12 protein-coding genes are annotated in these 13,627 nt (G+C 31.4%); 7 read left to right on the top strand and 5 right to left on the bottom strand.

The genetic code is table 11. The features are described from left to right. Positions 1-243: 243 nt before the first annotated feature. Both G0Q09_RS06740 and G0Q09_RS06735 read right to left on the bottom strand, forming a co-directional pair. On the bottom strand, positions 244-1,260 hold the full coding sequence (locus tag G0Q09_RS06740) for a PTS sugar transporter subunit IIC (protein WP_219034366.1): 1,017 nt from the start codon (positions 1,258-1,260) through the stop codon (positions 244-246). 80 nt (positions 1,261-1,340) lie between these two features. Beyond that, positions 1,341-4,802, bottom strand: coding sequence for a methylmalonyl-CoA mutase family protein (locus G0Q09_RS06735; RefSeq protein ID WP_257468100.1), 3,462 nt, complete (start codon positions 4,800-4,802; stop codon positions 1,341-1,343). A 184-nt stretch (positions 4,803-4,986) separates the two neighbouring features. On the opposite strand from G0Q09_RS06735, the gene G0Q09_RS06730 reads away from it, so the two are divergent. Next, complete coding sequence (locus G0Q09_RS06730; RefSeq protein ID WP_219034365.1) at positions 4,987-5,889, top strand: hypothetical protein; 903 nt, start codon at positions 4,987-4,989, stop codon at positions 5,887-5,889. 1 nt (position 5,890) lies between these two features. Here the strand turns inward: G0Q09_RS06730 and G0Q09_RS06725 are convergent, their stop codons facing one another. Then, positions 5,891-6,568 (bottom strand): uracil-DNA glycosylase, encoded by a 678-nt coding sequence (locus G0Q09_RS06725; protein ID WP_219034364.1) that lies wholly within the window; start codon positions 6,566-6,568, stop codon positions 5,891-5,893. A gap of 45 nt (positions 6,569-6,613) precedes the next feature. Here G0Q09_RS06725 and G0Q09_RS06720 point away from each other — a divergent pair, with 45 nt between their 5' ends. The 6 genes from G0Q09_RS06720 (at position 6,614) to G0Q09_RS06695 (ending at position 11,803) form a co-directional block, all read left to right on the top strand. Next, on the top strand, positions 6,614-6,997 hold the full coding sequence (locus G0Q09_RS06720) for a DUF5004 domain-containing protein (RefSeq protein WP_219034363.1): 384 nt from the start codon (positions 6,614-6,616) through the stop codon (positions 6,995-6,997). Between the two features lie 68 nt (positions 6,998-7,065). Beyond that, on the top strand, positions 7,066-9,213 hold the full coding sequence (locus tag G0Q09_RS06715) for an endonuclease MutS2 (protein ID WP_219034362.1): 2,148 nt from the start codon (positions 7,066-7,068) through the stop codon (positions 9,211-9,213). A gap of 561 nt (positions 9,214-9,774) precedes the next feature. Next, entirely contained in the window at positions 9,775-10,050 is a 276-nt protein-coding gene (locus tag G0Q09_RS06710) for a hypothetical protein (RefSeq protein ID WP_219034361.1), read from the top strand. Between the two features lie 417 nt (positions 10,051-10,467). After that, the gene (locus G0Q09_RS06705) at positions 10,468-11,094 is read left to right on the top strand and encodes a peroxiredoxin (protein ID WP_038336698.1); all 627 of its coding nucleotides are present in this window, start codon (positions 10,468-10,470) and stop codon (positions 11,092-11,094) included. A gap of 159 nt (positions 11,095-11,253) precedes the next feature. Next, complete coding sequence (locus G0Q09_RS06700) at positions 11,254-11,571, top strand: thioredoxin family protein (protein ID WP_180904627.1); 318 nt, start codon at positions 11,254-11,256, stop codon at positions 11,569-11,571. Further along, positions 11,552-11,803 carry a DUF6952 family protein gene (locus G0Q09_RS06695; protein WP_219034360.1) on the top strand — a complete coding sequence of 84 codons (252 nt, stop codon included), beginning with the start codon at positions 11,552-11,554 and terminating at the stop codon, positions 11,801-11,803. Before G0Q09_RS06700 ends, G0Q09_RS06695 begins: the two co-directional genes overlap by 20 nt. Positions 11,804-11,881: 78 nt before the next feature. Here the strand turns inward: G0Q09_RS06695 and G0Q09_RS06690 are convergent, their stop codons facing one another. Together G0Q09_RS06690 and G0Q09_RS06685 are read right to left on the bottom strand one after the other, a co-directional pair. Beyond that, on the bottom strand, positions 11,882-12,502 hold the full coding sequence (locus tag G0Q09_RS06690; protein WP_219034359.1) for an L-threonylcarbamoyladenylate synthase: 621 nt from the start codon (positions 12,500-12,502) through the stop codon (positions 11,882-11,884). 63 nt (positions 12,503-12,565) lie between these two features. Further along, entirely contained in the window at positions 12,566-13,441 is an 876-nt protein-coding gene (locus G0Q09_RS06685) for a DUF808 family protein (RefSeq protein WP_115000953.1), read from the bottom strand. Positions 13,442-13,627: the final 186 nt, after the last annotated feature.

The following is a 13,627-nucleotide window of genomic DNA, read 5'->3' as shown; positions in this document are numbered from 1 at the left end:
TTATTGAAATATGGTAAGGTCAAAAATCCTAATGATTTTCCTACATTTCAAATTAATCAAAATAATAATACAATAATATTAAATAAAAACTCTACTTTTAAGTGTTCTTAACAAGGGGAAGATTACACTTTCAAGTTTGATAACAAACAAACTGCACCACAAATTGATTTTTCGAAATTACAATAATCAATATTGTATAAACTAAATAAAAAATCGGTTGGATAATTCCACCCGATTTTTTATTTACCCCAACTTCATATCACCATCTTTTATCCAATTTTTCTTTTTCATGAAAATGTAAATTAAATATGAAATAATTGCTGGAGCAATGATTTGCAAAATTAATATTGAAGTTAAAATATATGAAGTATCATATTTAGATTTCATAGCATTGAAAGTTCCTATTTGTCCAACCAAACCACAAGAACCCATTCCCGATTCTAGAGCTGTATTTTCCATATTGAAATAAATAATTCCAATTGGACCTATAATCACTGAAGCTAAAGTTGGTGGAATCCAAATTTTCCAATTTTTATAAATGTTCGGAACCTGTAACATACTTGTCCCTAATCCTTGTGCTAAAACACCTTTCAAACCATTATCCTTAAAACTGATTGTAGCAAATCCAATCATTTGTGCACAACAACCTATTGTTGCAGCTCCAGCTGCTGAACCGTCTAATTCTAACATTAGACACAAAGCAGCTGATGAAATTGGTAAAGTCAAAACCATACCGACAATTACAGCAATTACAACTCCCATTATCAAAGGATTAGAATCGGTTGAAAATATAATTATTTCACCAATCCATTTCATCATTTGTTGAACAGAAGGACCAATGATTTGTGCTAAGATTACTCCAACCAAAACAGTAATAATCGGTGTAATTACAATATCTATACGTGTTTCGCCTGCTACCATTTTTCCCACTTCAACCGCTACAATTGTCGCTATAAAAACACCTAAAGGTCCACCTAATTGATATGCTGCAATTCCTATAACTGCTGACGAAAATAACACCAATTGAGGTGCTCGTAAACTATAAGCAATAGCCAATGCTATCGCAGGTCCTGTCGCTTGATTCGCAACTGGCCAAACAATATCAGTTAAAAAAGAAATATCTAACTCTTCACCAATAGTTTTCAAAATTGTACCAACCAATAAAGTCGCAAATAAACCATAAGCCATTGCGCCCATTGCATCGATAAAATATCGTTTTGCAGAAATTTGTATATCTTTTTTGAGTAGGAAATTTTTCATGTTTGAAATTTACAAATTAATTAAAATAAATAAGCCTTGTCTTTCGACAAGGCTTAAAACAATATTAAAAATTACATTTTTTACATATTTCTACGGTACTGTCCGCCTACTTCGAATAAGGCAGAAGTGATTTGTCCTAATGAACAAACTTTGGTTGCTTCCATCAACACTTCAAAAATATTTTGATTGTTAATAGCCGCTTGTTGTGCAGTTTCTAATGCACTTTCAGCTTGTTGTTCATTAATTTTATTCAAGTTTTCTTTAGTTTTAATTTGAAATTGTTTTTCCTCTTCTGTTGCACGAATAACCTCCGCAGGAACCACTGTTGGCGAACCTTTTGAACTTAAGAACGTATTTACACCAATAATTGGGAACGTTCCGTTGTGTTTCAATGTTTCGTAATACAATGATTCTTCCTGAATTTTAGAACGTTGATACATCGTTTCCATCGCTCCTAAAACGCCACCACGTTCTGTAATACGATCAAATTCTTGTAAAACTGCTTCTTCTACTAAATCCGTTAATTCTTCAATTATAAATGAACCTTGAATTGGATTTTCGTTCTTCGCTAAACCTAATTCTTTATTGATAATCAACTGAATAGCCATTGCACGGCGAACCGATTCTTCTGTTGGCGTTGTAATTGCTTCATCGTACGCATTAGTGTGTAACGAGTTACAGTTGTCGTAAATCGCATATAAAGCTTGCAACGTCGTACGAATATCGTTGAAATCAATTTCTTGCGCGTGTAACGATCGACCCGAAGTTTGAATATGGTATTTCAACATTTGTGCACGTTCGTTAGCTCCGTATTTATTTTTCAAGGCTTTTGCCCAAATTTTACGCGCCACACGACCAATTACTGAATATTCTGGATCGATACCATTGGAGAAGAAAAACGATAAGTTTGGCCCAAACGCATTGATATCCATTCCGCGAGATAAATAATACTCAACATACGTAAATCCGTTAGCTAACGTAAACGCTAACTGCGTAATAGGATTCGCTCCTGCTTCAGCAATATGGTAACCCGAAATAGAAACCGAATAGAAATTACGTACATTTTGATTGATGAAATATTCTTGCACATCGCCCATTAAACGCAACGCAAATTCTGTTGAGAAAATACACGTATTTTGTGCTTGGTCTTCTTTTAAAATATCTGCCTGAACAGTTCCACGAACCTGAGCTAACGTATTTTTCTTAATTTCAGCATAAACTTCTGCAGGTAAAACCTGATCACCAGTTACACCCAAAAGCATTAACCCCAAACCATCATTTCCTTCTGGTAAATCGCCATTGTAACGAGGTCTTTCCAAACCTTTATCTTCGTAAATAGCTTTGATTTTTGCTTCAATTTCAGCTTCTAAACCATTTTCTTTGATGTATTTTTCACAATTTTGATCAATTGCGGCATTCATAAAGAAACCTAACAACATAGGCGCAGGACCGTTAATCGTCATAGAAACCGAAGTAGCTGGATGTGATAAATCGAAACCAGAATATAATTTCTTCGCATCATCTAAACAACAAATCGAAACTCCAGCATTACCAATTTTTCCGTAAATATCAGGACGATGACCTGGATCATTTCCATACAAAGTTACCGAATCAAACGCTGTAGACAAACGCTTTGCTGGCATTCCTTTCGATACATAATGGAAACGACGATTGGTACGCTCTGGTCCACCTTCACCCGCAAACATACGCGTTGGATCCTCACCTTCACGTTTAAATGGATATAATCCCGAAGTAAAAGGAAACTCACCCGGTACGTTTTCTTGTAAAACCCAACGTAAAATATCGCCCCAAGCTTCGTACTTTGGCAATGCAATTTTAGGGATTTGTAAATGCGATAAAGACTCAGAATGTGTCTGAATTTTAATTTCTTTATCACGCACTTTAAATGTATAAACTGGATTTTTATATTTGTTTACCTTTTCGTCCCAAGTCGTGATTACTTCCCAGTTGAAAGGATCTAAATTCATTTTTAATTTATCAAATTCAGCTAAAAGAATTTTAACTAAATCTGCATTTTCAGTTCCAGAAATATCAATTCCGTGTTGAGAAATTGTTGGCTTTTTTCCAGAAAGTGTTTCAATTGTTTTAAAGAAACCATATAGTTTTTGAGCTACATCTCTCTGTGCATTTGCACGAACATCATATCCACGATTATTTTCAGCAATCTCTGATAAATAACGCGTTCTTGATGGTGGAATAACAAAGATTTTCTCTGACATTTCTTTTGTAATTTGAAAAGAAGATTTCAAATCTGCATTTGTTTTTTCAACCACTTTATCAATGATTGATTGGTATAATTGATTGGTTCCTGGATCGTTAAATTGTGAAGCAATTGTTCCAAAAACAGGCATTTCATCAGGATTTATATCCCAAAGATTATGATTACGTTGGTATTGTTTTTTTACATCGCGTAAGGCATCTAACGCACCACGTTTATCGAATTTATTAATCGCCACAATGTCAGCAAAATCTAACATATCAATCTTCTCTAATTGCGTTGCAGCACCAAATTCTGGCGTCATGATATACAATGAAGCATCAGAATGATCTAAAATTTCGGTATCTGACTGACCAATTCCAGAAGTTTCTAAAATAATCAAATCATATTTCGCAGCTTTCAACACCTGAATCGCTTCCTCCACATATTTCGATAACGCTAAATTTGATTGACGAGTAGCCAGCGAACGCATATAAACACGAGGATTGTTGATAGAATTCATTCGAATACGATCTCCTAACAAAGCACCACCCGTTTTCTTTTTTGATGGATCGACAGAAACCAAAGCAATTGATTTTTCTGGAAAATCAATCAAAAAACGACGCACTAATTCATCTACCATAGACGATTTTCCTGCTCCTCCTGTTCCCGTAATTCCTAAAACCGGTGCAGATTTATCAGCTACTTTATCGAAATCAAATGCCTTCAAAAAATCTTCTTCACGATTTTCTGCCAACGAAATTAGTCGCGCAATCGTCGTGATATCTTTATCTTCTAATGATTGATAAACATCTTTTCCTTCTGGCAATTCTAATGGCCCTGTCGGAAAATCTGCTTTCTCCACCATATCATTAATCATTCCTTGCAAACCTAATTCGCGACCATCATCAGGAGAGTATAAACGTGTAATTCCGTAATCCATCAACTCTTTAATTTCTGACGGTAAAATTACTCCACCTCCACCTCCAACGATGCGGATATGACCCGCTCCTTTTTCTTGAAGCAAATCGTACATATATTTGAAATATTCGTTGTGACCTCCTTGATAAGATGTCATTGCAATTGCATTTGCATCTTCTTGTATCGCAGTATTTACAACATCTTCAACCGATTTATCGTGACCTAAATGGATTACCTCGCAACCCGTTGCTTGAATAATGCGACGCATAATATTAATCGACGCATCATGCCCATCAAACAAAGCAGCAGCAGTTACAATACGTACTTTGTTTTTAGGAGTGTATACTTCTTGTATTGGATGTACAAACTTTTCTTTCTTTTCTTCTTGAGTAATTTGTGACATTTATTTGTGATTTTGATTTTTTATGACTCTTGCTAAGATAACATAAATTTCAATGTTTTTCGTGCAGATAAAATTATCATATTCAATAAAATATTAATGTTTTATTAATAAATCACTATAATTTATATTGATTTATTTACAATATATTATTAACTTTAAAGAGAACTATTTTAGAATTCTACTTATGAATACTTATTCTCTAAAAGATCTATCAGATCTGTCAAGACTAGATGAACAAATGATTGTTTTATGGGATAAAAAGTTCAAATTGTTTAACGAGGATAAGATTGATAAAAATTCATTATTTAACCACGATCACTTAAAAAAAGTTATTATTATTTCTTTTTTAATTGAATCAAACAAAAAATATACAGTAGAAAATTTAAGTGTAAAATCACTTTCAGAAATACAACTTTTATCCGAATTTGAAATTCAAAATTATATCCAGAAAAACAAAAGTTACGAACCTATTATTGAGTTATTAATCTGTTCTTGTTTTTCATATGACACACGTTTCTTTGACGCTATTCTTACACTTTGTTTCAATAAAATTGGAATCGAAAAATGTTGTATAGATATTGTTTTTCCTTTTTTAAGCAAAATGTCTATCATTATGGAAAAGTATACTATTCAAGAATCGGTTATTTCGTTTTCTAAAAACCTAATTAGAAAACATCTTTTTTATTTGATTAAATCAATTCCATATTCAGATCAAAATTCTCGTAAATGGCTTTTATTTTTACCTGAAAAAGAAAATGAAGATTTAGAATTAATTTATACTCATCTTCTTTTAAAAATTAATAACGAAAAAGGAATTTATTTAGGGGAAAATCAGAGTTTAAATTCTATTTTAGAATGTATTGAAAATACTCAAATAACACATATTTTTATTTATATCTCTAAAAATTATGATTCCACTTCTCTTGAAATTTATCTCGAATCAATCACGAAAAATCTTCCAAATGTTACCATTTTTGTAGCTACTTATACTATTCTAAAAGAAAAAATAACCGAAAAAGTTCCGTATATAAACGTAAACACCCCAACAGCTTTTAATTCTTATTTACAAAAAATTATGGCGATGTAAATTATTTACTTTTGATTTCCCAATTTATAGGTTGTAGATTCTTACTTTTCAAAAAATTATTAGTTTTCGAAAAAGGTTTACTTCCCCAAAAACCTCTGTAAGCTCCTAATGGAGAAGGATGAGCAGATTCTATAACAACATGCTTATTTCGGTCAATTTTTGCTCCTTTTTTTTGAGCATAAGCTCCCCAAAGTATAAAAACTAAATTTTCTTTTTGATCAGAAAGCTTCTGTATTACAGCATCTGTAAATATTTCCCAACCTTTTTTCTGGTGCGAACCTGCCTTAGAAGCTTCAACCGTCAATGTTGCATTTAATAATAATACACCTTGTTTAGCCCATGTTTCCAAATTTCCAGAAGTAGAAATTCTTATTCCTAAATCATCATTCAACTCTTTATAAATATTTTGCAAACTTGGAGGTAATTTAATTCCATCGACAACCGAAAAAGACAAACCATTTGCTTGTCCAATCCCATGATAAGGATCTTGACCAATCAAAACCACTTTAACATCATCAAAAGGCGTATAATCTAATGCAGAAAATATTTTGGATGCGGGAGGATATATTGTTTTTGTTTCATACTCATTTCGTACAAAATCTGTCAATATTTTAAAGTAATCTTTTTCAAATTCATTCTTTAAAACTTCTTTCCAAGAAGCATCTAATTTCACATCCATTTTCATATATTTATACAGAAACAAAATTAACCAATTTTAACCTCTATGAAAAAGTTTCTTTACCTAATTCCCTTTTTTATACTAAATTCTTGTATAGATTTTGCTGATGATGATCCTTATGATTTAGGCCGGAAAATTGAAAATAATATAAAAGTTTTGAATACAGATATGATATATAATGCAGACCGAACATACAACATAAGCACTGAAGTGAAGAATAAAAACAAGGATTTTTCAGTAAAAGTTAAATTAACTTTTGAATTTAAAAATCCAAATCCGACAATCAATTCCGAAACTTTAACTATTGATTTAAAACCAAATGAAACTAAAAAATCAGTTTTCAGAAGTAGCAAAGCAAATACTAACACAGATCAAATGACATATATTAATAAGGTCAAAATTAATGTCATTCACTTTGATTGGTCATAAAAAATCACGGATTTCAAAGTATTTCATGATTTTGAATTTGTCGAAATTTTATCCGTAATTTTGCGTTAATGCAAATATCAGAACAAACTTTAAAAGATTTAGAATTTAATGCGGTTCAAAAAGAAATCGCAGAATTTGCTTATACAGAAAAGGTTGAGGCACTTATTTTTAACTTAAAACCTTATCAGGATCACCAACTTTTGGTACAAGATCTACAAACGACAAACGAATATTTAACAAGTTTCGAGACGGGAAATCGTTTTCCGTTTTCAGAATATTATATTTTAGATGAAAATCTAAACCGATTAGAAATTGAGAATTATTATTTGCCTGCAGAAGAATTCTTCAAAATCAAGGCAAATACGCTTCAAGTGAAAGAAATCTTGAAATATTTGACAGCTTTCAACGAATATGCACCTGTTTTGTTTGAGAAAGCTTCAACGATTACTTACGAAAAAAATATCATAAAATTAATCGATCAAGTATTCAATAAATTTAGAGAAATCAAGGACGACGCAAGTCCTGAACTGAAAATTGTACGCGATCGTTTGCGTCATTTGAATGGACGAATTACCGAATTATTCAATAAATCGATGTCTTATCATTCGGATTATTTGGATGACATTCGTGAATCTGTTGTTGGAAATCGTCGCGTTTTGGCCGTTAAATCTGCTTTGAGAAAACGTGTGAAAGGGCAATTTTTAGGTACTTCTAAAACTGGATCGATTACGTTTATTGAGCCAGAAAGTGTACAAAATCCTCGTCGTGAATGGGAAGAATTAAAAGAAGAAGAAAAACATTTGGTTATTCAGATTTTATTAGATTTAACTGCTCAAATTGCAGAATACAAACCAAATCTTGAAGAATATCAAACGTTTTTAGAATACATCGATTTTACACAAGCGAAAGCAAATTATGCTTTTTTGATTAATGGAATTTTACCTCAACTTTCTGAGAATCGAATTATCAAATTAGTCGATGCTTATCATCCTGTTTTATTTTTAAACAATAAAAGAAAAGCTCAAAAAACGATTCCGCAGAGTTTAGAAATTAACGAAGATTGTCGAATTATCATTATTTCTGGTCCAAATGCTGGAGGAAAATCAATTACGTTAAAAACAATTGGTTTACTTCAAATTATGATTCAGAGTGGTGTTTTAGTTCCTGTAAAAGATCAAAGTCAATTTGGATTTTTTAATCAAATTTTCACAGATATTGGAGATAATCAATCCATTGAAAATCATTTATCAACATACAGTTATCGTCTAAAACAAATGTCCTATTTCTTGAAGAATGCAGACGATAAAACATTATTGTTAGTTGATGAATTTGGGACAGGTTCTGATCCAGAATTGGGTGGAGCTTTGGCCGAAGTTTTCTTTGAAGAATTTTATGAACGTAATTCTTTCGGTGTTTTTACGACGCATTATACAAATATCAAATTGAGCGCAGAAAGTTTGCCAGAAGCGATAAATGCTTGTATGTTGTTTGATAAAAAAACATTGGAACCACTTTATCGTTTGGAAATTGGACAAGCCGGAAGTTCATTTACATTTGAGGTTGCTGAGAAAAATAAAATTCCGTTTCGTTTGATTAATCGTGCGAAGAAAAAAGTTGAACGTGAAAAAGTGAGTTTGGATAAAACTATTTTAAAACTTCAACAAGAAAAATTTGAAATTCAGAAAACAAAAGATCATGTTGAAGAGTTGCGCGAAACAAATCTTGAGCACAACGAAAAATTAGAGCAAACGAATGAAAAAATTCAGCAAAAACTATATGATTTTCAGCAATTATATGATCGCGAGCAAAAACGTTTGAAACTTGGAGAACGTATTTCAGACATGGCGGATTCTTACTTGAAAACGAAAAATAAAAAGCAAATGATTTCGAATTTCTTGAAATTAATTGAAATGGAAAACTCGAAAAAAACGAAAGAAGTTCAACGATTAAAGAAAATTGAAAAGATTGTAGAGAAAGAAGTTAAACGCGAGTTAAAAGAAAATTCAGAAACAATTTCTCAACAAAAAGAAGTCATCGAAAAGAAAGAAAAAGCAGCTACTCAGAAAAAAATTGATGCGTTGAAAGTTGGTGATCGTGTCAAAATTCATGGTTCGTCTAGTGTTGGAACAATTGATAAGATAAAAAAAGAAATTGTTTTTGTAAATTACGGTTTATTTACAACTCAAATCAATGTTAATGAGGTATATAAAATTTAGTTTTTTCGTTTAATTAAAAAGTTTTCAATCTTGTTTGTGGCAAGATGATGACATTAAACACTATTCTTGTTCTTTTATAATAGATGTAACAAATTGAAATAACACATTGAGTGATTGTAAATATATAGTTACTATCAACAATCGAGGAATGATGAATGAAAAAGGTATTTTTTAATTTAAGTTTAAGAATTCTTCAAAAATTTACACAAAAAATTCAGCTATATAAACTGTTAAATCTGGTGTTAATAATATTCCGGTTGAAATTAGCAACTGTAATTATGAAGATGAAATAATCGAAGTTTGTTTTATGCAATACAAATAACACACGATATATAAATTATTTATAAAAGATTAATTACCCAAACTTTATTTCTAAATATTACTAATTGTGCATTCGCACAAACGAATAATAACTGGGGTTGGTTAATTGGAAATTGGGGAGGAATTGGTATTGGAAAACCTGGCGAAGGAAAAGGAACTTTTTCTTTTGGTCATCAATTAAATAACAATATTATTGTCCGAAAAAGTCATTCTGAATATCCTTCACGAGATTCTAAAAAAATGACAGTATATGATGATTTACTGGTTGTTTATTTAGATGAAAATAAAAATTTATCGAAAGCTATTTATTTTGATAACGAAGGTCATGTTATCAATTATTCGATTACTTATCCCGAAAAAAAGATTACATTTCTGAGTGAAACAAAACCCAATCAACCCATATTTAGATTGATTTACTCGCTACTCGAAAATAATGAAGTTAACACAGCTTTTGAAATTTCAATGGATGGAAAAAATTTTAATACCTATATCGAAAGAAAAATTAAAAAAATATAAAACGAAAAAGGTTAGTGAATTCACTAACCTTTTTCGTTTTAATATCTTAATCTTTCTCTATGCCTTGTGAACTTATCATTAAATCATAATTATCACAGTCGTTTTTAAATAAAATTTAATTCATTTTAAATAATCATCAACATAATGAATATCATTCTTTAGGGTAAATAATCTTCGTAAATTAGCGTATAAATAAGATAAAAAGGCTGTTGTATTGAATTTCAATAGAATATTAACTCAATAATTATTATTAATCATATATCATAAATATAATTTATAGTATAATCTATATTTGAAATTGAAAATATATGGACAGTTTAAAATATCAGTCTAAATTTGTATCAGTAAAAGAGATAAAAACTATTACAAGTTTTATCACATCGAGAAGTAAAAAACAAAATATAAAAAATTAAAATTATGTCATTAGTAGGAAAAAAAGCGCCTTTATTCACAGCGCCAGCAGTAATTGATGGAGACGAAATCGTAGAAAACTTTTCAATGCCAATCGGAGAGAAAAACATCGTTTTATTCTTCTACCCAAAAGATTTTACATTTGTTTGTCCAACAGAATTACACGCATTCCAAGCTAAATTAGCTGAATTCGAAAAAAGAGATGCTGTTGTAATCGCTGCTTCTTGTGATTCAGAAGAAACTCACTTAGCGTGGTTAAACACTGCAAAAGATAACGGAGGTATCGAAGGTGTTACTTACCCAATCGTTGCTGACTTAGCAAAAACTATCGCTATGGATTACGGAGTTTTAGCTGGTGAGTATGTTTACAATGAAGAAAATGATTCTTTAAAATTTGAAGGAGCTCCAGTTGCTTACCGTGGTACTTTCATCATCGACAAAAATGGTGTTGTTCGTCACGAAACAATCAACGATTTACCATTAGGACGTAACATCGATGAGTATGTACGTTTATTAGATGCAATTTTACACGTTGAGAAATATGGTGAAGTTTGTCCAGCAAACTGGGAAGAAGGAAAAGATGCTATGAACGCTACTAAAGATGGTGTAGCTTCTTACTTAGCTTCTCACTAAAAATAACTTGAAAATCTTTTGATTTTCAAAATTCACGAAGAGGCTGTCTAAAAAATTTGACAGGAGATTTTAACGAATTCATTTTCAATAAAAATCACTAAGCTCAACACTTAGACAGCCTTTTTTATACCCAATTTTTAACTTATAAAAATTAATAAAATGTTTGCAGAATTAGAACAAGATAACTTAGCACAAGTAGTTGCTGATAACAATATAGTAATTGTACAATATGGTGCTGGATGGTGTGGAAACTGCCGTTTAGTAAAACCAAAATTCAAAAAATTAGCGGCTGAATATGAAGGTCAAGCTGAGTTTTTATATGTTGATGCTGAGAAATTAGTAGAATCAAGAAAATTAGCTGATGTTCCTAACTTACCAACTTTCGCGGTATTTAAAGGAGGACAAAATGTAGGACAAGTAACTGCGTCTAAAATTGATGCTGTAAAAGAATTGATCAATGAAGCTGCCGGTATTTAAAAATTTAGCAAAAAGTGTTTCTATTGAAGCAATGGAAACAGCTTTAGAAGTTTTGGAAGTTTATGCTGATTCTCCAGCTGTAAAAGAGCCAGAACAAGAAGTGATTGGTGAAATGATTTCTAACATTTGTGGAGCTATGGAAATGAAACAAATGATGGAAGAAGAAGGTTTGGATGAGCGTACTGCTGCCAATACTTTTATGCAACGTGTAATGGGTTCGATTGATAAATAATTTTATCAATTAATTCATATAAAAGAAAAGGATTTCAATTGAAATCCTTTTTTGGTTTTATATAATTAATGTTGAATCCTATAAATAATCTTCAATATCACCCTTACCTTCACGTAAAACCTCTACTCCATCCGTCATATCAACAACAGTAGACGCAATATTATCTCCATAACCACTATCAATGACAGCATCTACAAGCTTCTCCCATTTTTCAAAAATCAATTCAGGATCTGTTGTATATTCTACAATTTCATCTTCATCATAAATAGAAGTTGAAGCAATAGGATTTCCTAATTTTTCGACAATCATTTGCGGAACAGCATGATCTGGAACACGAATACCAACCGTTTTTTTACCTTTGTAAGCAACAGGTAAATTGCGCGATGCATTCATGACAAATGTAAAAGGACCTGGTAAAGCGCGTTTCAAAATTTTGAACGTACTGTTATCAATTGGTAAAGTATATTGTGACAAATGGCTTAAATCATTACAAACAATAGAGAAATGAGATTTTTCAAGTTTAACACCTTTCAATCGAGCAAGTTTCTCCATTGCTTTAATATTCGTAATATCACATCCTAATCCATACACAGTATCGGAAGGATAAATAATTAAACCTCCATTTTGTAGAATCTTAACCACTTGATCAATCGCTTTTTCTTGTGGATTTTCTGGATGAATTCTGATATAATCTGCCATTTGTAAATCTTTATTCAAAGATACGAAATAGTTAACAATTCTTTTCGAAATCTATTCTATCTCCTAACCTTTAGCTAAACCTATTATTTTCTTAACTATTGTGACAAGTACCACAACCAATAATCCTGCAATCAAAGCAATCAAAGCTTCACTAATCATCATTGGAATTGCTGTAGGTAAATGGTGATGAATATAATCGATGTTATGAACAAATATCCCACCTGAAACCAATAAAAGTGCAACAGTCCCTACAAATCCTAAAATTTTGATCACATAAGGTAATGCGTCAACCAAAAAATGTCCTAATTTAGAAACAGCTCCTTTGTCGTGTGATGCTTTTATCAGTTTAAAACCTGCATCATCCATACGAACAATTAAGGTTACAATCCCGTAAACACCAATGGTTGCTAAAATTGCAATAAACGAAACTGTAAAAACTTGTGTCAACATTGGTTGTTCCAAAACTGTACTCAATGCAATAATCACAATTTCTATCGAAAGAATAAAGTCCGTAATAATTGCAGATTTCACTTTTGATTTTTCCGAGACTTGCTTCTTATCTTCTACTTTATCTTCATGAATAACTTCTGAACCTTTTTTTGGACGGTGAAAAATAAACTCGATTATCTTCTCTACACCTTCAAAAGCTAAATAAAAACCTCCCAAAATCAAAACATATTTTATGACCTCTGGCATGTAATGATTTAGTGTCAAAACAATTGGAACAATGATCAATTTATTGATAAAAGAGCCTTTTGTTATTGCCCATAAAACTGGTATTTCGCGCGAAGATAAAAATCCCGTTGCTTTCTCAGCATTTACAGCCAAATCATCTCCTAAAATCCCTGCTGTTTTACTCGCTGCTACTTTACTTGTAACCGCTACATCATCCATCAATGCTGCAATATCATCTAAAATTGCAAATATTCCTGAAGCCATATTATTGTTATTTTTTGGTTCGTAAAAGTAAAAAATAATGTCAAATCTTTATAGATTATTTTTATGTTCTTTCGACGATTCATTTCAAGTAAATTGCACTCCAAATTCTGACTATAAACCTGATTAATTTTAAACTAAATTAAGTCCTTTCGGAAACTAATCATTAATTTTAAAGAGAAATATATT

It is taken from the genome of Empedobacter falsenii (genome assembly GCF_019308355.1).
Lineage (GTDB): Bacteria > Bacteroidota > Bacteroidia > Flavobacteriales > Weeksellaceae > Empedobacter > Empedobacter falsenii_B.
Note: the sequence above shows the minus strand (reverse complement) of the source record. Positions and strands in the feature narration are given on the sequence as shown.